Below are 20,604 nucleotides of genomic sequence, written 5' to 3' on the forward strand. Positions count from 1 at the left end.
GCCCGATCACATGCTCCGCATCGCCGTGCCCAACAAGGGCTCGCTGTCCCAAGGCGCCATCGACATGCTCGCCGAGGCGGGCTACCGCCAGCGCCGCTCCACCCGCGACCTCCAAGTCCTCGACGACGCCAACGAGGTCGAGTTCTTCTACCTGCGCCCCGGCGACATCGCCACCTACGTCGCCTCCGGCGACCTCGACCTCGGCATCACCGGCCGCGACCTGGCCGTCGACTCCGGCGCCGAGATCGACGAGGTCCTCGCCCTCGGCTTCGGCCGCTCGACGTTCCACTACGCCGCGCGCCCGGGCACCGTCGACTCCACCGCCGGGCTCGACGGCCGCCGCATCGCCACGTCCTACCCGGGCGTGGTGCGCCGCAACCTCGCCGTGCACGGGATCGAAGCCGAGATCATCAAGCTCGCCGGTGCCGTCGAGAACGCCATCGCCCTGGGTGTGGCCGACGCGATCGCCGACGTCGTCGAGACCGGCACCACCCTCAAGCAGGCGGGACTGGCCGTCTTCGGCGAGCCGATCATGCGCTCCGAGGCCATCCTCATCCGCAAGAGCGGCAACGGCGACGCCGCCGGAGTCGAGCAGCTCCTGCGCCGCCTGCGCGGCGTGCTGGTGGCCCGCTCCTACGTCATGCTCGCCTACGACGTGCGCGCCGAACTGCTCGAGAAGGCCGTCGAGCTCACCCCCGGCATCGAGTCGCCGACGGTCTCGCCGCTGCATCGGGAGGGCTGGGTGGCCGTCCAGTCGATGACCGAGCGCGCCGACCTGCACCGGGTCATGGACGCGCTCTACGAACTGGGTGCCCGCGGGATCCTGGCCTCCGACATCGATGCCTGCCGCCTCTAACTGAGCCTGGGTTGCTCCGCGGCGGCCGCCGCGTCGGCCCGCTCGCGCAGCTCGGCGGCCATCGCCACGGCCTCGGCCGCGTCCCGGTGGGGCGCCACGGCGTGGCGCCCCGCGCTCCCCGCCGTCATGGCCGTGACCGTCGCCACGCCCTGGCGGCGCTGGATCGGGCCCTGGACGACCTTGACCCACTGGATCCGCGCGTAGGGCACGGCCAAGACGCGGTTGACCATGAACCCGCCGCGCACGAGGAACGCGTGCTCGTCGAGCGCGGCGCCGCTGCGCCCCCACTGGAGGGGCATCCGCCAGCGGACCCGCCGCGGCGGGCGCTCGATTTCGATCCGGTCCCACGGCACGCCAGGCAGCGCCGTCGACGCCACGAGTCCGACCTGTTCGAGGTCGCCGACCGGCAGGAGCGAGGAGACGGCGGCGCTCTGGTTCGGGCTCTCCTGGGCGGCGGACGCGGTCGAGGCCTCCACCGACCGCCACCGCTTGAACCGCCACAGCAGCGGCTCGGACACGCTGACGGTGGTCACCCGATCGAGCGGCACGGTCTCGTGGACGCGGTCGGTCAGGCCCCGCTCGATGAGGAACCGCCGCTCGGACTCGGCCAGGCGGAAGCGGCAGTGGCGCAGGAAGGAGTTCACGGTGCGGAAGGTGCTCTGGAGGTAGCCCACCAGAGCCGGCGCGATCAAGCCCACCCACAGCGTGTTCGCGACGGCGCCCGCACCGAAGAAGTAGCTGCTGACGCCGAAGGCGATCCCGACGACGAGGAGCACCACCACCTGCACCGGCAGCCACCGGAGGAATGAAGCGTAGGCGAGCCGCGCGACCGGCACAGTGGGGACCAGCGGCGTCGTCTCCGGTGCCGGGGCCGCCTGTCCCTCATCGGCCGCGGCGGTCGGTTCGGGGGCGCGCCCGGCGACCGCCAGCAGCTCGGATCGGAGCGCGAGCGCCTGGTCGTGCTTGAGGTAGGACAGGCGGTCGTTCGCCCCGTCCGACCCGGCGATCTCGATGCGGAGCTGCGCGAGGCCGAAGACCCGCGCCTGGATCGGGCGCACCACGTCGACGGACTGCAACCGGTCCAGCGGCACCGTGCGATGGCTCCGGCTGAGCACGCCCGCGAAGATGTGCAGGTCGGTGCCGTGGATGAGGAAGCCGCGGTACTGGATCGAGATGAGGCTCACGATGCCGCCGCCGATCGCCGCCACCGCGGCCGCGAAGACGGCGAAGAGGAAGTTGCGGGAGGTGAACACCTGCAACCCGACGGCGGCGGCGACCGCCGCGAAGAACCGGAAGCTCTCCAGCAGCGGCGTCAGCGGGTGCAGGCGCCGCCGCGGCAGCGATTCGATCGGTGGCGGCGGGGGCGGGCCGATCGGCGCGGGGGCCATCGGCGGGGCGGGCCGCTGATCGGTCCCGGCCGCCTCAGGGGCGGGATCGGCCGGGCCGCTCACAGGCCCTCCCGCACCTCGGCCGCGCGGGCGGCGAGCCGGTCCCGCAGCTCCGAGGCCGCGCCCGGATCGAGCCCCGGGACTTCGGTGACGGTGCCCGGTGCGGCGGTGCGGATCTCCACCGTCGTCAGGCCGAACGTGCGCTCGATCGGCCCGGCCTTGAGGTCCACCAGCTGGATGCGCCCGTACGGCACGATGCTCAGCTGCCGGAACAGGATGCCGTGCCGCACCAGCAGGTCCTGCTCGCGTTCGGCGTAGCCCCAGGCGCGGACGGCCCGCGCGATGACCACCGCCCGCACCGCGGCCAGAACCGCGACGGCGCCGAGGGCGATCCACAGCCCGTCGAGGCCGAGCAGGACCGTCAGCGGGATGAGCGCGGCGGCGAGGAGGAGCAGCATCCGGCCGCCCATGCCGAGCAGCCGGACCGTCCGCAGCTGCGGCGCCATCGGCCTCCAGTCGAGTTCGGTCGGCCACCGGTCCCAGACCTGCGCGTGAGCGTTCATGGTTCAATCATCCAACTTCACCGTCTCGCACGGGAACCCGCGGGAGGTGAGGAAGTCTCTGAGCGGTTCCAGGTGCTCCTCGCAGGCGGCCCACCGCTTGACGCGGTCGGCGCTGTGCAGCCGCGGGTTGCGCCACTGGAGCATCCAGGCGGCGGTGCGGCGGCAGCCCCGCGAGGAGCAGACGGGCGTCTCGGCGTTCTGGCTCACGCCACGATTGTGCGTCACAGGGGACTCAGCCGCGACGGGGCCACACGGCCGTGTCGATGAACGTCTCAACGGCCCCGACGATGTCGGCCAGCGCGTACGCCGACTCGACGAGCGGTCGGCCGGGCACGAACATGCCGTGGTCGGCGCCGGCGATCTCGCAGACCTCGCCGGGCAGCTCGCGCGCGAGCGCGGAGTTCCACGCCGGGTCGGCGGTGCCGCCGATGAGCAGGTACGGGGCGGTGGCGCGGCGCAGCGCCTGCACGATCGGGTAGTCCTGGAGCAGCGGCGTGAACCAGATCGCCGGGAGCCCGTGGTGGGCGGCCAGGACGGCCGCGGCGCTGCCGAGCGACTTGCCGACCAGCAACGGAGGATCAGCGTTCACTCCGGTTCGGGTGGTGGTGGGCTGGCGGGTGGGGTCATCGTTGTGGGCGCGGTCGAGCGCGGCCTCGACCTGGTCGCACACGCCGTCGACCATGGTCTGCGCATCGGCGGTGAGCCGCTCGGGGCGCTGCCACTCCACCGGGTAGATGTGGGCGCCCCGCGACTGGAGGGCGACGTGGGCGAACATCAGCAGCGGCCCCTGCACCCCGTAGTTGCGGCCGGGGAGGAGGAGGGCCTGTCGACGACGAGCCATGAGGTGAATTCTAGTTCCGTGCGGCCCCGGAGGCGGGCACCGAACGATGCGGTGCCGCGGCGCGGGGGAGAAGAGGGAGCCGCACGGCCACGGGGGAAGCCGTGCGGCTTGCTCACAGCATAGCGCTCCGACATATTGCAGCAACGGATTGAATCGGCGCGGCGTGTCACTTGCGGGGGCAAAACGCGTTTCCAACCGCGACGGTCCGCACGCTATCGCCTTACGACAGTCTGCGATCCTGAAGCGGCCCAACGCCACCCCCGGCAAGTGTCGGATAGCCGACTCAAAGCGGGCCGGCGTGTCGCGCCAGGGCGCCGATCGCGGCGGCGCGTCGCGATCCTCCGCCACGCTCACGATCCTCGTACGGGCGAATTAGTATCGACAGCACCAGACCGAAGCAGCAGGGAGCAGGAGTCCATGGGATCACCCGACGCCGACCGTTCGGACCGTCTGACGCCGGCGGAGAACGCCGCCTTGCTCGAGAAGGCGCTGTTCGAGATCAAGAAGGTCATCGTCGGCCAGGACGCGCTGGTCGAGCGGATGTTCGCCGCGCTGCTCGCCCGCGGCCACTGCCTCATCGAAGGCGTCCCCGGCGTCGCCAAGACCCTCGCCGTCGAGACCATGGCCAGGGTCGTCGGCGCCGAGTTCCAGCGCATCCAGTTCACCCCCGACCTGGTGCCCTCCGACATCATCGGCACCCGCATCTACCGCCAGTCCTCGGAGGCCTTCGACGTCGAGCTCGGCCCGGTCTACACCAACTTCGTGCTCGCCGACGAGATCAACCGCGCCCCCGCCAAGGTCCAGTCCGCGATGCTCGAGGTCATGGCCGAGCAGCACATCTCCATCGGCGGCGAGACCCACCGCCTCCCCAAGCCGTTCCTGGTCATGGCCACCCAGAACCCCATCGAGCAGGAGGGCGTCTACCCGCTGCCCGAGGCCCAGCGCGACCGCTTCCTGTTCAAGATCAACGTCGGCTACCCCACCGACGCCGAGGAACGCGAGATCGTCTTCCGCATGGGCGTCGACATCCCCACCCCCGACCGGGTCCTCGACGCCGACGACATCCTCCGCCTCCAGCGGGCCGCCGACAGCGTCTTCATCCACAACGCCCTGGTCGACTACGCCGTGCGGATCGTCATGGCCACCCGCAATCCCACCGCCGCCGGGCTCGGCGGCCTCGCCCGCCACATCCAGTACGGCGCCAGCCCCCGCGCCTCGCTCGGCCTCATCCGCGCCACCCGCGCCATCGCGCTGCTGCGCGGCCGCGACTACGCCCTGCCGCAGGACCTCGACGACATCGCGCCCGAAGTCCTGCGCCACCGACTCGTCCTGTCCTACGACGCCATGGCCGACGGCATCGCCACCGACCAGATCGTCGGCCAGCTCCTCGCCGCCGTCCCCGCCCCCACCGTCACCCCGCGCCAGGACGCGGCGCCGCGCCCCACGCCGAGCCCGCAGCGGCCCGGAGCCTGGTAGAGCGGTGGCCCCTGTGAACGCCGCCGACCTGCGCACCCTCGACCGGCTGCAGCTGCTCATCACGCGCCGGCTCGACGGCCTGCTCCACGGCGACTACCTCGGCCTGCTGCCCGGGCCCGGCTCCGAACCCGGCGAGGCACGGGAGTACCGGCCCGGCGACGACGTGCGACACATCGACTGGCCCGTCACCGCCCGCACCACCGTCCCGCACGTCCGCACCACCGTCGCCGACCGCGAACTCGAGGCCTGGCTCGCCGTCGACCTCTCGCCCAGCCTCGACTTCGGCACCGTGAACATGCTCAAACGCGACCTCGCGGTCAACGCCGTCGCGGCCTTCTCCTACCTCGCCGGGAGGGGCGGCAACCGCGTCGGCGCCGTCGTCACCGAAGGCGGCCGGTCCAAGGCCATCCCGCCTCGGCCCGGGCGCGCCGGATCGCGCTCGCTGCTGCGCGCGGTCACCGAACTCCCCAGGGGCACCGGCCCGGGCAACCTGCCCGAACTGCTCGACACCACCCGCCGCCACACGCGGCGGCGCGGCATGGCCATCGTCATATCAGATTTCATCGACGAGGGCGACTGGCCCCGCGAGCTGCGCCGCCTGAGCGTGCGCCAGCAGGTGCTGTGCGTCGAGGTCGTCGACCCCGCCGAACTGCGGCTCCCCGACGTCGGCGTCCTCGACCTCATCGACCCCGAGACCGGCGACCACGTCGAGGTCCAGACCGCGGGCGCCCGCTTCCGCGCCCGCTACGAGGCCGCCGCAGCCGAGCAGCGCGCCCGCATCGCCGCCGGCATCCGCGGCGCCGGCGCGGCGCACCTGCGCCTGTCCACCGGCGCCGACTGGCTGCGCGACATCGCCGCGTTCGTCGCCGAGCGCCGCCACCTCGCCGCCTACCGCTAGACATCCGAAGGAGACCCGTTGATCCGCCTGCTCGAACCGGCATGGCTCTTGGCGCTCATTGCGGTGGCCGCGCTCGCCGGCGTCTACGTCTGGGCGCAGTTCGCAAGGCAGCGGACCGCCGTGCGCTTCGCCAACACCGCGCTGCTGGCCAAACTCGTCCCCAAGCTCCCCGGCTGGCGGCGCCACCTCCCCGCCGGGCTCATGGTCATCGCGCTCGCCGTCCTGGTCGGCGGCATGACCCGCCCCGCCGTCGACGTCGAAGAACCGCAGGAGCGGGCCACGGTCATCCTCGCCATCGACGTCTCGCTGTCCATGATGTCCACCGACGTGGACCCGACGCGGATCGACGCCGCCAAGACCGCCGCCGTCGACTTCGTCGAGGAGCTGCCCGCGCAGTACAACGTCGGCCTGGTCTCCTTCGCCGGATACGCCTCGGTCGTGGTGCCCCCCACCAAGGACCGCGCCCAGCTCACCACCGCCATCCGCGGCCTGAACCTGGCCGAGGCCACCGCCACCGGCGACGCCGTCTTCGCCTCCCTCCAAGCCGTCCAGCAGGTCCTCAACGACGGCTCCGGCGAGCTCGCGCCCGCCCGCATCCTGCTGCTCTCCGACGGCTACCGCACCGCCGGGCGCAGCGTCGGCGAGGCCGCCGACGCCGCCGCCGCGGCCGAGGTGCCCGTCTCCACGGTCGCCTTCGGCACCGACGAGGGCGTCATCGAACTCGAAGAGCAGCTCGTCGCCGTCCCCGTCGACCGCGAGGCCCTGTCCGGCCTCGCCGAGGAGACCGGCGGCACCTACTACGAGGCCGCCTCCGTCGAGGAGCTGCGCGAGGTCTACGAGGACATGGGCTCCTCGCTGGGCTACCGCACCATCGCCGAGGACATCTCGCAGTGGTTCATCGGCATCGCGCTCGTGCTGCTGTTCACCGCCGCCGGACTCAGCCTCGCCTGGACCTCGCGCGTCCCCTGACCGACCGCGCCGCGGCGGCGCCGACTACCAGCCGGACTGTGCCAAGCGGCACACGGTGCGTGAAGGCCGCTTCGCCGCCGATCGGCGCCGTCGCTACGATCGTCCGTGGCTTCATACCAAGATCCTGAGGGAGTTCGAACAATGGCGCGCACCGTCCTCGTCACCGGAGGCAATCGCGGGATCGGTCTCGCTATCGCCCAGGCGTTCGCGAAGCGCGGCGACAACGTCGCCGTCACCCACCGCGGCTCCGGCGCCCCAGACGGCCTGTTCGGCGTCCAGTGCGACATCACCGACGCCGACTCGGTCGACGCGGCCTTCACCGCGGTCGAGAACGAGTTCGGCCCCGTCGAGATCCTCGTCGCCAACGCCGGCATCACCGACGACACCCTCATCCTGCGCATGAGCGAGGAGCAGTTCGGCAGCGTCGTCGACACCAACCTCGCCGGCGCCTGGCGCGTCGCCAAGCGCGCCTCCGGCAAGATGCTCCGCGCCAAGTTCGGCCGCATGATCTTCATCTCCTCGGTCACCGGCCTCTACGGCAACGCCGGGCAGACCAACTACGCCGCCTCCAAGGCCGGCCTGGTCGGCCTCGCGCGGTCCATCACCCGCGAACTCGGCAGCCGGAACATCACCGCGAACGTCGTCGCCCCCGGCTTCGTCGAGACCGACATGACCGCGAAACTGCCCGATGACCAGCGGAAATCCTACCTCGACGCGATCCCCGCGCGGCGCTTCGCCGCGCCCGAGGAGGTCGCCGGGACGGTCGCCTGGCTCGCGGGCGACGACGCGGGATACGTCAACGGCGCGGTCATCCCCGTCGACGGCGGTCTGGGCATGGGCCACTAGACCCCGGCCACACCGCGCCCTTGACGCCGCGCCCCACACTCGAACAAGTGCAATAGTTTTCCACGGAGGAACTTGATGTCTGGAATCTTGGACGGCAAACGACTGCTCATCACCGGTGTCATCACCGAGCAGTCCCTCGGGTTCGGGGTGGCCAAGTACGCCCAGGAGCAGGGGGCCGAAGTCGTCCTCACCGGCTTCGGGCGCATGTCCCTGGTCGAGCGGATCGCCAAGAAGCTGCCGAAGCCCGCGCCCGTCATCGAGCTCGACGTGACCGACCCCGAGCAGCTCGACGCCCTCGCCGGGAAGGTCCGCGAGCACGTCGACGGCATCGACGGCGTCCTCCACTCCATCGCCTACGCGCCGCCCTCGGCGCTCGGCGGGAACTTCCTGAACACCCCGTGGGAGGACGTCGCCCAGGCCCTCCAGGTCTCGGCCTTCTCCTACAAGTCCCTGGCCGTCGCCTGCCTGCCGCTGATGGGCGAGGGCGGCGCGGTCCTCGGCCTCACCTTCGACGCCACCCAGGCCTGGCCGGTCTACGACTGGATGGGCGTCGCCAAGGCCGGCCTCGAGTCCGCCAACCGCTACCTCGCCCGCGACCTGGGCCCCAAGGGCATCCGAGTCAACCTCGTCTCGGCCGGACCGCAGCGCACCATGGCCGCCAAGTCCATCCCCGGCTTCGAGGCCTTCGAGGAGGCCTGGACCAGGCGCGCCCCGCTCGGCTGGTCCCTGACCGACTCCGAGCCGGTCGCCAAGGCCTGCGCGGTCCTCCTGTCCGACCTGTTCCCCGCGACGTCGGGCGAGATCGTCCACGTCGACGGCGGCTTCCACGCCGTCGGAGTCGAGCGCACCGAGAGCTGACGGCGACCCATGCCTGAATACGACGCAGTCATCCTGGTCTCCTTCGGCGGGCCCGAAGGACCGGCCGACGTCCTGCCGTTCCTGCGCAACGTCACCCGCGGCCGCGGCATCCCCGAGGAGCGCCTCGAAGCGGTAGCCGAGCACTACCACCACTTCGGCGGCATCTCGCCGATCAACCAGTGGTGCCGCGAGGTCATCGACGCCCTCCGCGCCGAATTCCGCGCCGGCGGCATCGACCTGCCGATCTACTGGGGCAACCGCAACTGGCCGCCGATGCTGGTCGACGCGGTCACCCAGATGACCGCCGACGGGGTGCGCCGCGCGCTGGCCGTGTGCACCAGCGCCTACGGCTCGTACTCCTCGTGCCGCCAGTACGTCGAGGACATCAACGCCGCCCGCGCCGCCGTCGGCGAATCGGCCCCGGTCATCGACAAGGTCCGCCACTTCTTCGACCACCCCGGCTTCGTCGGCGGGTTCGCGAAGCAGCTGCGCGGCAGTCTTGACCAGATCGCCGACCAGTCGGCCACCCGCGTGGTCTTCACCGCCCACTCGATCCCCGCGACCATGGAGGACTGCTCCGGCCCCGCCGGGGCCCGCTACTCCGACCAGGTCGCCGAGGCCGCCGCGCTCGTCGCCGAGCATGCCGGGTGGACCGGGCCGTTCGACGTGGTGTGGCAGTCCCGCTCGGGCCCGCCCGCGATGCCGTGGCTGGAGCCCGACATCAACGACCACTTCAAGGTCCTCGCCGCCGAGGGCGTCGACACCGTCGTGGTCAGCCCCGTCGGCTTCCTCTCGGACCACATCGAGGTGCTGTGGGACCTCGACAACGAGGCCGCCGAGACCGCCGCGGGCCTGGGCCTGCGCTACCTGCGGGCCGGGACGCCCGAGATCGGCGCCGACCTGGTCGGCATGTTCCGCGACCTGGTCGCCGAGCGGGTCGCGGGGGCGCCCGTGCGGCGCCTGGGCAAGCTGCCGGTGTGGGACCCGATGGTCGAGGGCTGCTGCCCCGCCCGCCGTCCCCCGGCGCCCGAGAAGCACCGACGCTAGTCACGAGCCCGGGCGGCCGCGCCGCCCGGGCTCATCGTCCACTGAGGTACGCGTAACCGGGTCTTCGCCGGAATGTGACTCGTGACATGCTTATAAGCGTGGAACCCGCATTCATCTGGATCATCGTCGCAGTGATCCTCGGCGTGGCCGAACTGTTCACCGGCACCCTCGTGCTCGCCATGGTCGCCGGAGGCGCCGTCCTGGCCGCCATCGGCGCCGCGGTCGGCGCCCCGCTGTGGATCCAGGCCGTCCTCTTCGCCGCGGGCTCGGCCGCCTCGATCTGGGGCCTGCGCCCCTTCCTCAAGCAGGCCCTCGACTCCAGCGGCGACAGCCAGCCCATGGGCACGCGCGCCCTCCAGGGCAAAGAGGCCCTCGTCCTCGAGAAGGTCGACTCCAGCGGCGGCCTGGTCGAGATCTCCGGCGACAACTGGACCGCCTACCCCCTGGAGCCCGATGAGGTGCTGGAACCCGGCGATCGCGTGACAGTGGTAGAAATCAAAGGAGCCACCGTCATCGTCTGGCGACAGACATAACAGGAAGCCCGTACTAGACCGGCGAACACTGGAGGCAGAACTCAACCATGGACCCGCTCGGCATACTCCTGCTCATCGTGGTGGTATTCCTGGTCATCGTGCTCGCGCGATCGCTCAGGATCGTCCCCCAGCAGTGGAACTACATCATCGAGCGTCTCGGCAAGTACCGCCGCACGCTCGAACCCGGCCCGCGACTGCTCGTGCCCTTCATCGACTCCGTCCGCGCCAAGGTCGACCTGCGCGAACGCGTCGTCAACTTCCCGCCGCAGCCGGTCATCACCGAGGACAACCTCGGCGTCCAGATCGACACCGTGCTGTACTACATCATCACCCAGCCCACCGCCGCGGTCTACAACATCGACGACTACCTCGCCGGTGTCGAGCAGCTGACGACCACCACGCTGCGCAACGTCGTCGGCGCGATGGACCTGGAGCAGACCCTCACCAGCCGCGAGGAGATCAACTCCCGCCTGGCCACCGAGCTCGACAAGGCCACCGACAAGTGGGGCCTCAAGGTCACCCGCGTCGAGCTGCGCTCCATCGAGCCGCCGATGAGCATCCGCGACGCCATGGAGAAGCAGATGCGGGCCGAGCGCGACCGGCGCGCCGCGATCCTCAACGCCGAGGGCACCAAGCGCGCCGCGATCCTCATGGCCGAGGGCGATCAGCAGTCCGCCGTCCTGCGCGCCAAGGGCGAGCGCGACTCCGAGGTGCTCCGCGCCGACGGCCAGGCCAAGGCCATCCAGACCGTCTTCGCGGCCATCCACAACGCCAAGCCCACCGACCGGCTCCTGACCTACCAGTACCTCCAGACCCTGCCGCAGATCGCCTCCGGCGACGCCAACAAGGTGTGGGTCATCCCGGCCGAGCTCACCAGGACCCTCGGCAGCATCGGCAACGCCTTCGGCGGCGTCGAAGCGCCCAGCGACGAGGACGAGGACATCGAGGTCGACACCAGCGCCCTGGAACTCGACGAGTCCGCGGCCCAGGCCCTGGAGGCCGCGCAGCAGGCCGCCAGCGAGGTCAAGGACGTCGGCGAAGGCCGGAAGGCGGCCAACGAGCTGCCCCCGCCGCCCGAATAGCGACAAGGAGGCGCCCCGGACCGCTCGGTCCGGGGCGCCTTTTGCTGTAATCGAGGGGTGCCCGACACGATCCCGATCGACGACCCCGACGACGAGCGGCTCGGCGACTACCGCGCCCTGACCGACCTGGCCCTGCGCACCCGCTTCGAGCAGCCTCACGGGCTGTTCATCGCCGAAGGCAGGCAGGTCGTCTCCCGGGCGCTGCGCGCCGGGTACCGGATGCGCTCCATGCTCATCGACGCCAAGCGCGCCGACCAGCTCGCCGGCCTCGCCGAAGGGGCGCCGTGCTACACGGCCGGACCGGAGGTCCTGGAGTCGGTCACCGGCTTCCACGTCCACCGCGGCGCCCTGGCGTCCTTCCACCGCAAGGCCCTGCCCGCCCCCGCGCGGATCCTCGAAGACGCACGGCGCCTCGTCGTCCTCGAAGGGATGAACAACCACACCAACATCGGCGCGATCTTCCGCGTCGTGGCCGGGCTCGGCTTCGACGGCGTCCTCCTCGCTCCCGACTGCGCCGACCCGCTGTACCGGCGCAGCGTGCGCGTGAGCATGGGGGAGGTCTTCGCGATCCCCTACACCTACCTCGACCCGTGGCCCGACGGCCTCAAAGACCTCAAGCACGCCGGGTTCACCCTCATCGGGCTCAGCCCCTCCGCGGGCGCGGTCGACCTGCGCCGCATCAGCGCCGCCGACCGGGAGCGCCCGGCCCTGATGTTCGGCGCCGAAGGGCCCGGCCTGACGGCCGCGGCGCTGGCCGCGTGCGACCGCACCGCCGTCATCCCGATGCACGCGGGCGTCGACTCGCTCAATGTCGCCGCGGCGACCTCGGTGGCCTGCTGGGAGCTCTCGCAGGCGGAGCCTAGAGACTGACGGTCGTGAACTCGGACTCGCAGGGCGGGCCCCACGTGTAGTTGAAGCGGCCCGCGTCGAGCTCCAGGTGGGCCGCCAGCGCGGTGTGCGTCTGGAGTTCGGCCGGATCGGTCTCGACCGGGTGGCGGCAGATCGCGATCGCCCCGCCCTCGTGGTCGCGCATGGCCGCGTGCAGGTCCTCGGCGGACACCGGGGCGTCCAGCAGCGTCTCCATGCGCTCGCACCGGTGGTAGGTGGAGACCCGCCCGGACTCGAGCCAGCTCTGGTGCACCCCGAGCGCCTCGGGGGTCCGGAAGTGGTTGGCGTGCACCAAGGGCTCCGCCGTGTCCTGGTAGATCACGCGCGAGCCGAGCGGCGAGGTCTCGACCGTCGCCACGCCGCCGTCGACGCTCCCGACGAAGAAGTTCGCCGAACACGCGGGCCGCGGCGCCACCGCGTACCCGACGGCCTGCTCGAAACTCGTGGACTGGAGGATCCGCCACGTCCGCAGATGGAACGGCACGGAATCGGCCTTCCAGTCATCCGCGCTCGCCCCCAGGCCGTTGACGCACAACCCGATACCGGCGCTGTTGAGGCCGATCTTCGCGCCCGCGACGCCGGCCTCGGTGAAGCCGAGCACCGTCGTCTCGCCGCTCTTCCACTGCAGGAGCGCGCCCTCGATGCCGGTGAACCAGTCCCAGTTCTGCCCGAGCTGCACCCCACCGCCCTCGAAGGCGTCCCGCCCTCCGAACGACGTGCACTCACTGCGAATACTCTCAGCGGTCGGCTTCCCGAACTCGCTCCAAGCGCTGTAGAGCAGCTCATACCTCGCATTGAGCAGCGCGATGTCGAGCAGCGCCTGGCCCGAGCCCTCCGCGATGCCGTCCATGATCGCCCGGTAGGCGGCGTCCTTCCCGGTGAACTGCCCGAGGTAGCGCTGCGAGCGCTCGGCGAGCTGATCCTCCTTGAGCCCCGAGGTGAGCATCCGGGAGCGGTAGACCTCGATGTTGTTCGCGATCTGGTCCTTCAGCTGCCGACCGTGCTGCACGCCTTGGCGATACGGACTGCCTTGGAGATGAAGGAGGGGAAGTTCACTCATGGCACCCATTGTGGCAGAAGCGACACTGGATGTCACTCGCGATTCAGCGGCCCATGAGCGCCTGTTCGACCTGCGAATAATGCACGGTCCACCACTTGACCAGCCCCGTCTGACCGGGAAGCAGATGATCACAGGCGGAGTTGTGACGCACGTAATGCCACTCGATGACCCAGTTGTCGGTCAGCCGATCCCACCACAACTGATGCGTGGCGAGCCCGATCTCCGGTTCTCCCACGTCGAACACCGATCGGTAACCTCCGGCGAAGGCCCGGATCCGATCGCAGTCCAGGCCCCGCTCGTCGCCGTACGTGAAATAGAACACGGCAGCCCGGGCCATCTCCCGCGCATAGGAGGCGACCGTCAACCGGTCCCAGTCCAGAATCGCCGAGACCGCATCGTTCGGAGCGTGGAGCACGTTGTGCGGGTGCAGGTCTCCGTGCGTATAGCCGACGTACTGCGGCGCCATGTCAGGAGGACGACGATCACCCAACCGGACCAGCAGCCCCCGCTTCAAGCGAAGCGTCTGCTCGGCGGTGGCCTCGAACCCGGTCTTGTCCCCGCGCCCCGCCGCCACCAGATCGAGCAGCCGGTCGACCTTCTGCAGCGCGGCCTCCGTCGTCGGCGGAGCCTCGACCTTGGGAGGCCGGTCTGCCGGAATGGCGGTGTGCAGCGTGCGATGCAGCCGTCCGATGACCGACCCGAGCTCCCGGCACGAGTCCTTCGACATCGACAGCCCGGACCGGTGTCGGCCGCCGACCCACGGGAAGACCCCGAACTCCTCGCCCTCCAACAGAATGGTCGACATCCCGGCCCGGCTCGGCGTCGGCAGCACCACCGGCACCCCCGAGGCGCCCAGCGTCTGCAGCACATGGAACTGAAACTGGAGCTCAGCCCCAGTGACATCCCGGAACAACTTCAGCAGGTACGACCCCGATGAGGCATCGACGCGCCAGCTCCGGTTCATCAGACCGGTCTGGACACGCTGCATCCGGTAGATCTGGCCGAGGTCCCAATGTGTCAGCGCCGCGTCAGGGAGTCGAGGCGCGGTCACGGTCATGGCATAAGCGTAACCGCCCCGCGCCCGACGAACGGACCGCGAACCCCCCTGCGACAGCGGCCGCGGCCGTCGTGTAAAGTTTCATCTCGCGCGCCGGGGAGGTCGAAACATCTCACTGGCAGGCAAAACAAACTCCATATACACTCTCTGTGTGCCCGCGCGAGTGGCGGAATGGCAGACGCGCTAGCTTGAGGTGCTAGTGTCCTACTAATGGACGTGGGGGTTCAAGTCCCCCCTCGCGCACCAGAGGTTCCCTATCAGGGACTAGATGTTTTTGAACACCGTTTTCAGTGGCGTTATCCGTAGGGGTAGCGCCATTCGTGTCTCTACGATCGCACACCCATCGGACCAGTGGCCTGACCGTTTCGGCGTGTTCGGTCCGTTTCACGGTAGGTCCGTGGTCGCCTCGGTCGAGGAAGAGCTTGGAGAAGCAGACTCGGTTGAGCATCCGCCGGACATCATCGGCAGCGTCACGATAGAACCGCTTCGGATCGCACAGCAACCGCAGTAGCAGGTCGACGGTCTCCCCGGCCTGGTCGAGCCGCTGTGCGTGAGCGTCGGCGAGCCGGGCATTGATCGCCTCGCACTGGTCGCGGAGGCGGCGGATCTTGGCGGTGAGCTTGTCGGCGGGCCAGTCGGGATGGCCGATGAGGTCGACGCATTGGTTCTCAGCGGTCTCCAGGCGCCGCAGCTCGCGTTCTAGTTCCCGCCGCGTTGCCTCGGTCACGGATCCTTCGGCTTCGAGCGCATCGGATAGGCCCTCGCGGATCTGGTCGGCTTCGCTCTGGCTGATGGTGACGGTGGCCCAGTGGGTGACGACATGGTCTTCGACGGCGTCGACGGCCATCCGGGGAAGGTCGCATTCGCCGTTGGCCCGGCCCAGGCACAGGAAGTAGAAGTAGTAGCGGTCGGTCTTGGACTTGGCACGTTCGAGGGTGAGTCGCCGGTTGCAGCGGGCGCAGTGAACCAGTCCTTTGAGGTAGTGGTCCCATTTGCGGTCTCTGGTCCCGGCGTTGCGCTGGACATACAGCACCTGCTGGACCTGCTCGAACAGCTCGGGTGTCACGAGCGGCTCGTGGCGGCCGTCGTATACGCGTCCTTTATAGGGGAGCTTGCCGAGGTAGTAGCGGTCCTTGAGGATCTTGCCGATGGCGTGGATCGACAGTTCGCATCCGGCCGGGTAGCGCTTCGTCGGCCGGGTGCGCAGCCCGGCGGCGGTGACGGTCTCGCGGAGTTGCTTGAAGGTGTACTGTCCGGGGTGGCGTAGTGCTCGAACAGCATCCGCACCAGCGGCGCACGCTCGGGATCGGGAACGACGGTGCGGACCGGACGGCCCTCAACCGACTCAGTGGTGTTCAGGTATCCCAGCCGAGCCCGGTTCGGCGTGCCGCCGCGCTGGGCCTTGGCTTCCATCTTGTAGGCGATGTCGTCCCCAGCCGCGCGCGACTGGTACTCGTTGACCACGTCGAGGATGCCGGCGAGCATGTCGCCGGAAATCGAGTCGGCGGTGGGGTCCTTGACCGACAACAGGGAGACGCCGAGCTGTTTGAGGTCGCGGCGGGTCATGGCGGCGTCGGCCGCGTTGCGGAAGATCCGCGAGCGCATGTAGATGACGATCGCGTCGACGTCACCGCGCTCGCGGACGCGCTCCATCATCGCGTTGAACCGCGGCCTGCGGTCGATCGTCTTCGCCGAGCGCCCCGGCTCCACGTACTCTTCGACGACCGTCAAACCGAGCTGGCCAGCCAGCTCGGTGCACGCCTTCCGCTGCGCGGGGATGGAGTTTCCCTCGGGATCGTAGTCGGTATTGACCTGCTTGGGGTCCGAGACCCGCAGATACAGCACAGCCCGTCCGCCGCGGAGCGGCGTGTTGACCTCGACTTTGCTGGATGTCATTCTTCGAACTCGCCTTCGTGCTCGCCGTCGATTCGTCTGACGCCCTGGCACGGGGCTGGCTCGGAGTCGTCGCGCTGGCGGCGGGCCATGCGGACGAGCAGGTGAGCGAGCTGGCGGGTATCGAGCGTGTCGCATCGTTTTCCGGTGACCCGGATCGAGTCGTCACGGCGGTTCACCGGGGCCACCAACCGGTAAAACCCCAGGCCAGGACATCAGAAGCAACGCTAGAGGAACTCCGTGATGGCGTCGAGTGGCCGCGAAGCCCAGGCGTCGTAGGACCTGTGAACTGCCGGGCCGAAGACTCGCAGGCCGAAACGGCAACGCTGAAGCGGAAGCTGAAGCTCAGCGAGTTCAAGTCGACTTCGAAGAAGACCGACCGTTCGCGGGTAGCAACTGGCGCAGGGAGCAGTGGAAGATGCGGCAAGGTGCGCGTCCCACCGGGCATCGAACAATCCAGACTCTCCTCCATCCTACGGGATTCGGCGAGTGCGGATCTTGATGCGGAACCGGGGCAGCGTGTAGGTGGTTACTGAGCAGGTCAGGGACGGTTACCCTCCCTGGGAAGCTTCCGGTCCGTGACGGCGTGCTGATGGCCGACCACCAGGAGGGTAACCAGGGTAGTCAGGACCCCAAGTGCAGCTCAGCCAGGGTAAACACGAAGGGAAACCGACGGTTCTGCGGTCCGAACGCAGGCGCTCCACGTCGAAATTGCCGCCGATAACCGCTGGATCGATGAAATTGACCCACACGCATCCCACAGGCTGGCCCCCAGTGGCTGGTACCCACGGATGCATCCCCAGTCTGGGCCTGAACGAAGCGAGTCCCAGTTACCCACTATCCGTGCAGGTAGCATCGCAAGAGTCTTCCGATTCGCTAAGTCCGACAATATATCTCCCGCGGGGACGCTGGAGCACGCGTGGCGGTCGGGCCGCGAGCTCGTCCAGGTGCGAACAGGTCAGGGCCGACCGACTGACCCGGGTCCATGTTCGCGCCGCTTAACAGAAAATCGCTGCGGGCGCGCTGGGCGAGCTGCATGCGACTGGGCCCGAGGGGCGGACAGGTGTCCGGACAGATGGACCCCGCAGGCTGGGCCCCGCACGGTGTCCGGCGCATGGGGCCCGCGCGTCTCTGCGGGTAACTACCCGACGTTCTCACTGGTCAAGGCCGGTTACTGGGGACGGCTCCGAACCCCGACAATATATTCTCCCGAGGGTGCCTTGGGGCAGGTCCGGGCTGAAGGGCCGACCAGTCATATGAGGTTGAGGTGGTCGAGAAGCCGGAGGGCGGCCTCGGAGATCGTCTTCAGATGGGGTCGGGATTGGTCGCGCTGGCTGAGCCAGGTCCACATCCCGGCTGCCTCGACCAGGACTGCCGCTGCGGTCGTCGCATCGAGCGATCGGCCCGGCCGGGCGCTTTCGAGCCAGGCGAGCGCGTCGGCGGGGGAGTGACCGGCATCGACCAGGTGGACCGTGAGCAGGAGCGCATCGAACCACGATGGAGCAGACCTGGCCCACGCTCAGTTCACGATCCGAGCCCGGTCGCCGTCGATGAGGACATTGGCGCGTGCAGATCGGTGTGGGCGAGCGTCTCGGACTCCAGCGCCGACAGGCGGTCCCGCTCGCCCGCTGCGGCCCGATCGAGCCGCGAGGCTATCGCCGGTGGCAGGTCGGCGTGTGGCAGGGCTTGGAGGCGCCGCCATGGACTCGCCCGCCGCCACTGGTTGGCCAGACTCGATAGCGAGTCGACTCTGAGACTGTCTGCAGTCGCATAGAGCTGGTCGGCCATCTCGCCGAGAAGCGCCCGATCGGGACTACCCGGCTGGAGGTCGGCGTGACGGCCGGGAACTTGTTCGAACAACAGCACTCGCCACCCGTCTGCCTCGATGTAGGCGGCCAGCTTTGGTGCGAGCGTCCCGAGCAGCGGAGCGACTCGTGCTTCATCGGCGAGCATGCGCGAAAGCCGCGTGTTGGCGGTCTGCGTGGCCTTGCAGAACCACCCGCCCATCCGCCTCGACAGTGCCGGTGAATGCCGCGTGCACGCCCGCCTCGATCGGACGAGCCTCGACCCCGTCCCCTAACCGGTCGGTAAGGACCGCGTGGAGGGCGGGATCGAGGCAGTCGTCGGCGGTTGGGCTCAAGGTCGCCTACCTGCTCAGTTTCGGATTCGGCGGTGAGTCGTCGGCGCATCCATTGCGGCACTGGGGGCACTTGACGCTGCCATTGACGCGTCACAGCTCCTCGTCCACCCAAATCCCGCCTGCGCGGATCGCTGCCATGGTCTGATCGAGCACGGCCTGGATCGCCGATTCCTCCGCGCTGGCAAATTCCTCGTGTGGGACGTGGTGGATGAAGCCACCCGCGACCACCGTCTCGCAGAAGGCGGCGTAGTCGCGCGTGTGCAGGATGAAGGCGTGCCAAGGTCCACTGCCGCCGAGGGCGGCAGCGGCGCGTTGGTGGCCGCGCATGCGGAGAGGAAGGCCACAGCCTGGTCGACAACCCGATCAGCGATGTCGGAATCGAGGTCGTGATCGGCTACCAGTCAACCCGTCAGCCGGTCGAAGGTCTCGGGCGCGATCAGGTCGCGCCCGTGTCTGGTCCGGGTGGAGTGCATGAGTATCGGTTCCTGTTCTGCCGGGACGATCGTTGCGGTGCCGTTCCCCGGCCGGACGGCACCTGGATGAGGCCCGTTGTTGTGTGGATCTGGGCGCGGCGGGTCGGGAGGAATACGGGTCAGCTACCCGCCGCGCCCGAGCCATGAGGGTGCGGGGCGCGCCGCCCACCCGGCGGCCCCGCGAGAGAGGTTGGCTTAAAGCCGGCCGTGCTCGGCCGCTCGGGTCAGGATCGCCTCGGCCTTGCCTCGCCAATGCCGCTTGCGGTCGTCGGGTGTCGATTTCCAGCCTGGCCGGGTGACCATCGCGCAGATGCGCCCGGCGTCATGCAGCAGATCGGCTACCGGCGTCAGGCTGCCCACGACGTTCAGGACGCTGAGCAGGGCTTGTTCGGAAGCGGATTGCGGCTCGACAGCGAACCGGAAACCATCGACGTCGAAAGTCCCGAGCACCGAGGCCGGCAGCGGATCGGACTCCGTCGGAAGCGGTTGTTCGGCATGCCAGGCGGCGATGAGCGCGCCAATCTGGCGGCGCTGCTCGGCTTTCCACGCCTCGGTCTGGTTACGCCAGGGCTCCTCCCAAGCGACCGAGCGGACGACCCCGCCCGCATGCAGAGCGTAGCCGATCTTGACAGGCTGCCCGCGAGAGCTCAGCCAGATCGAGGCGTAGCCGGTTCCCTTGCGGGCCATAAGCGTGAGCCTGTTGCCGGTGCCGGTTGTCCACTCCCCGAGGACTTCCGGGGAGGTCTTGCCGCCGCGCTCGGCGGCTCGTAGGCTTGCGGTCGTCACCAGGAGCATCATTCAGAACTCTGGTTGGTGGCCTCGTTTGGGTGAATATCTGCAGCTCAGTCAGGTGACGGACAGTAACGGCGGCCGTCCTGTGCGACGGCTGAAGCATGGCAACGCAACAACTCCCGCGAGGACGACCGCCTCGCTTCCAGCATGTCACCGGTCTCGACGACGAGCAACTGTCGGATCTGGTCGCGGCCGTGCACGCCGTGATCGGCCCCTGGCAAGCCCCGACCGGGCGGCGCAAGGCTCTGGGACTGTACATGGCGGTCGTGGTCGTCTTGTTCTACCTGCGCCGCAACAACTCCCAACAGGTGGAGGCCGAGCTGTTCGGCTGCTCCCAACCCACGATCTCGCGCTACCTCACCTGCCTAGAGCCGGTGATCGGCCGATGCCTCGAACAGGTGGAGGCCGAGGCCGCCCGCGACCGGGCGGGCTCGACGTTGATCGTCGACGGCTTCCTTGTCCCCACCGGCGAACGGGCGCATACGAAAGGCCTGTTCTCGGGCAAGCGCCACGCGTGCGGGGTGAACGTCCAGGCGGTCGCTGACCTGCGCGGGCACCTGGTCGACTTCGGTGAGCCGATGCACGGGTCGATGCACGACGCCCGCGCTTTCGGCGAGTCGGGGATCGCGAAACGCTATGCGGCCCATGCCGAACCCGACGGCCCTGGATTGCTCGGTGACAAGGGCTATGTCGGGTGCGGGATCATCACGCCGGTGAAGAAGCCCGACTACCGGCCGCTCACCCCCGCCGAGGGCTGGTACAACCGGCAGATCAACCGCCGCCGATCCGCTGGCGAGCGGGCTATCGCCCACGCGGTGAACTGGAAGATCCTCGACACCGGCTACCGCCGGCCGCTGCGCCTGCTCGGCCGGACACTACGCTGCGTACTCGCCCTGGAGATCTACCGACGCCAAGGCTTCAACCCTTTTGAATAGCGCTCCAGG

At 69.6% G+C, this 20,604-nt stretch carries 22 protein-coding genes, 1 tRNA gene and 2 pseudogenes; 14 read left to right on the top strand and 11 right to left on the bottom strand.

Features of this window, described 5'->3' with window-relative positions; genetic code table 11:
- Window positions 1–10 precede the first annotated feature (10 nt).
- Window positions 11–856 carry an ATP phosphoribosyltransferase gene (hisG, locus tag H613_RS0105995; protein ID WP_026923107.1) on the top strand — a complete coding sequence of 282 codons (846 nt, stop codon included), beginning with the start codon at window positions 11–13 and terminating at the stop codon, window positions 854–856.
- Here hisG and H613_RS24675 read toward each other — a convergent pair.
- Genes H613_RS24675 through H613_RS29850 form a run of 4 tightly spaced genes read right to left on the bottom strand, consistent with a single transcriptional unit; the run spans window position 853 to window position 3,648 of the window.
- Window positions 853–2,307, bottom strand: a complete 1,455-nt coding sequence (locus tag H613_RS24675) for a PH domain-containing protein (RefSeq protein ID WP_156925847.1) — start codon at window positions 2,305–2,307, stop codon at window positions 853–855. The two genes, hisG and H613_RS24675, sit on opposite strands and share 4 nt — an antisense overlap.
- Entirely contained in the window at window positions 2,304–2,807 is a 504-nt protein-coding gene (locus tag H613_RS0106005) for a PH domain-containing protein (RefSeq protein WP_026923108.1), read from the bottom strand. The genes H613_RS24675 and H613_RS0106005 overlap by 4 nt, the downstream gene beginning before the upstream one ends.
- A gap of 3 nt (window positions 2,808–2,810) precedes the next feature.
- Window positions 2,811–3,014 (bottom strand): hypothetical protein, encoded by a 204-nt coding sequence (locus tag H613_RS0106010; RefSeq protein WP_026923109.1) that lies wholly within the window; start codon window positions 3,012–3,014, stop codon window positions 2,811–2,813.
- A 25-nt stretch (window positions 3,015–3,039) separates the two neighbouring features.
- Window positions 3,040–3,648 carry a dienelactone hydrolase family protein gene (locus H613_RS29850; RefSeq protein WP_026923110.1) on the bottom strand — a complete coding sequence of 203 codons (609 nt, stop codon included), beginning with the start codon at window positions 3,646–3,648 and terminating at the stop codon, window positions 3,040–3,042.
- A gap of 417 nt (window positions 3,649–4,065) precedes the next feature.
- On the opposite strand from H613_RS29850, the gene H613_RS0106020 reads away from it, so the two are divergent.
- The 9 genes from H613_RS0106020 (at window position 4,066) to H613_RS0106060 (ending at window position 12,227) form a co-directional block, all read left to right on the top strand.
- Window positions 4,066–5,124: an AAA family ATPase gene (locus tag H613_RS0106020; protein ID WP_026923111.1), complete on the top strand. Its 1,059-nt coding sequence runs from the start codon at window positions 4,066–4,068 to the stop codon at window positions 5,122–5,124.
- Window positions 5,125–5,137: 13 nt separating this feature from the next.
- Window positions 5,138–6,022: a DUF58 domain-containing protein gene (locus tag H613_RS0106025; protein ID WP_245598483.1), complete on the top strand. Its 885-nt coding sequence runs from the start codon at window positions 5,138–5,140 to the stop codon at window positions 6,020–6,022.
- An 18-nt stretch (window positions 6,023–6,040) separates the two neighbouring features.
- Window positions 6,041–6,991, top strand: coding sequence for a VWA domain-containing protein (locus H613_RS0106030; RefSeq protein ID WP_026923113.1), 951 nt, complete (start codon window positions 6,041–6,043; stop codon window positions 6,989–6,991).
- Window positions 6,992–7,132: 141 nt separating this feature from the next.
- On the top strand, window positions 7,133–7,837 hold the full coding sequence (locus tag H613_RS0106035) for a beta-ketoacyl-ACP reductase (RefSeq protein WP_026923114.1): 705 nt from the start codon (window positions 7,133–7,135) through the stop codon (window positions 7,835–7,837).
- Between the two features lie 75 nt (window positions 7,838–7,912).
- Window positions 7,913–8,695 carry an enoyl-ACP reductase FabI gene (fabI, locus tag H613_RS0106040; RefSeq protein ID WP_026923115.1) on the top strand — a complete coding sequence of 261 codons (783 nt, stop codon included), beginning with the start codon at window positions 7,913–7,915 and terminating at the stop codon, window positions 8,693–8,695.
- Window positions 8,696–8,704: 9 nt separating this feature from the next.
- The gene (locus tag H613_RS0106045; protein WP_026923116.1) at window positions 8,705–9,742 is read left to right on the top strand and encodes a ferrochelatase; all 1,038 of its coding nucleotides are present in this window, start codon (window positions 8,705–8,707) and stop codon (window positions 9,740–9,742) included.
- 98 nt (window positions 9,743–9,840) lie between these two features.
- Window positions 9,841–10,275 (top strand): NfeD family protein, encoded by a 435-nt coding sequence (locus H613_RS24680; RefSeq protein ID WP_211234715.1) that lies wholly within the window; start codon window positions 9,841–9,843, stop codon window positions 10,273–10,275.
- Window positions 10,276–10,322: 47 nt separating this feature from the next.
- On the top strand, window positions 10,323–11,357 hold the full coding sequence (locus H613_RS24685) for an SPFH domain-containing protein (RefSeq protein ID WP_051393000.1): 1,035 nt from the start codon (window positions 10,323–10,325) through the stop codon (window positions 11,355–11,357).
- A 57-nt stretch (window positions 11,358–11,414) separates the two neighbouring features.
- Window positions 11,415–12,227 carry a TrmH family RNA methyltransferase gene (locus tag H613_RS0106060; protein WP_156925848.1) on the top strand — a complete coding sequence of 271 codons (813 nt, stop codon included), beginning with the start codon at window positions 11,415–11,417 and terminating at the stop codon, window positions 12,225–12,227.
- Here H613_RS0106060 and H613_RS24690 read toward each other — a convergent pair.
- Together H613_RS24690 and H613_RS24695 are read right to left on the bottom strand one after the other, a co-directional pair.
- Window positions 12,217–13,305 carry a C45 family autoproteolytic acyltransferase/hydrolase gene (locus H613_RS24690; protein ID WP_169731956.1) on the bottom strand — a complete coding sequence of 363 codons (1,089 nt, stop codon included), beginning with the start codon at window positions 13,303–13,305 and terminating at the stop codon, window positions 12,217–12,219. The two genes, H613_RS0106060 and H613_RS24690, sit on opposite strands and share 11 nt — an antisense overlap.
- 43 nt (window positions 13,306–13,348) lie before the next feature.
- The gene (locus H613_RS24695) at window positions 13,349–14,362 is read right to left on the bottom strand and encodes a phosphotransferase enzyme family protein (protein WP_051393002.1); all 1,014 of its coding nucleotides are present in this window, start codon (window positions 14,360–14,362) and stop codon (window positions 13,349–13,351) included.
- A gap of 157 nt (window positions 14,363–14,519) precedes the next feature.
- On the opposite strand from H613_RS24695, the gene H613_RS0106075 reads away from it, so the two are divergent.
- Both H613_RS0106075 and H613_RS31960 read left to right on the top strand, forming a co-directional pair.
- Window positions 14,520–14,608 (top strand) — tRNA-Leu (locus H613_RS0106075).
- A gap of 304 nt (window positions 14,609–14,912) precedes the next feature.
- A complete protein-coding gene (locus tag H613_RS31960; protein WP_156925849.1) occupies window positions 14,913–15,065 on the top strand; it encodes a hypothetical protein in 153 nt (50 codons plus the stop codon).
- Window positions 15,066–15,179: 114 nt separating this feature from the next.
- On the opposite strand, the pseudogene H613_RS32770 reads toward H613_RS31960, so the two are convergent.
- Both H613_RS32770 and H613_RS32775 read right to left on the bottom strand, forming a co-directional pair.
- Window positions 15,180–15,569, bottom strand: a pseudogene (locus H613_RS32770) (recombinase zinc beta ribbon domain-containing protein); the annotation flags it as partial.
- A gap of 191 nt (window positions 15,570–15,760) precedes the next feature.
- Window positions 15,761–16,258: pseudogene (locus H613_RS32775) on the bottom strand (recombinase family protein); the annotation flags it as partial.
- Between H613_RS32775 and H613_RS31305 the strand changes: the two are divergent.
- Window positions 16,252–16,791, top strand: a complete 540-nt coding sequence (locus H613_RS31305) for a hypothetical protein (protein WP_169731958.1) — start codon at window positions 16,252–16,254, stop codon at window positions 16,789–16,791. The pseudogene H613_RS32775 and the gene H613_RS31305 sit on opposite strands and share 7 nt — an antisense overlap.
- Window positions 16,792–17,779: 988 nt before the next feature.
- Here H613_RS31305 and H613_RS0106100 read toward each other — a convergent pair.
- The 3 genes from H613_RS0106100 to H613_RS0106110 all read right to left on the bottom strand — a co-directional run bounded on the left by H613_RS0106100 (window position 17,780) and on the right by H613_RS0106110 (window position 19,654).
- Window positions 17,780–18,262 (bottom strand): phosphotransferase, encoded by a 483-nt coding sequence (locus H613_RS0106100; protein WP_026923120.1) that lies wholly within the window; start codon window positions 18,260–18,262, stop codon window positions 17,780–17,782.
- 223 nt (window positions 18,263–18,485) lie between these two features.
- Complete coding sequence (locus H613_RS28940; RefSeq protein WP_051393003.1) at window positions 18,486–18,722, bottom strand: UCP032817 domain-containing protein; 237 nt, start codon at window positions 18,720–18,722, stop codon at window positions 18,486–18,488.
- A 341-nt stretch (window positions 18,723–19,063) separates the two neighbouring features.
- On the bottom strand, window positions 19,064–19,654 hold the full coding sequence (locus tag H613_RS0106110) for a hypothetical protein (RefSeq protein ID WP_156925850.1): 591 nt from the start codon (window positions 19,652–19,654) through the stop codon (window positions 19,064–19,066).
- A gap of 107 nt (window positions 19,655–19,761) precedes the next feature.
- Here H613_RS0106110 and H613_RS0106115 point away from each other — a divergent pair, with 107 nt between their 5' ends.
- Window positions 19,762–20,595, top strand: a complete 834-nt coding sequence (locus H613_RS0106115; protein WP_026923122.1) for a transposase family protein — start codon at window positions 19,762–19,764, stop codon at window positions 20,593–20,595.
- Window positions 20,596–20,604: the final 9 nt, after the last annotated feature.

Origin of the sequence: Glycomyces arizonensis DSM 44726 (genome assembly GCF_000482705.1) — a bacterium.
Taxonomy (GTDB): Bacteria; Actinomycetota; Actinomycetes; order Mycobacteriales; family Micromonosporaceae; genus Glycomyces; species Glycomyces arizonensis.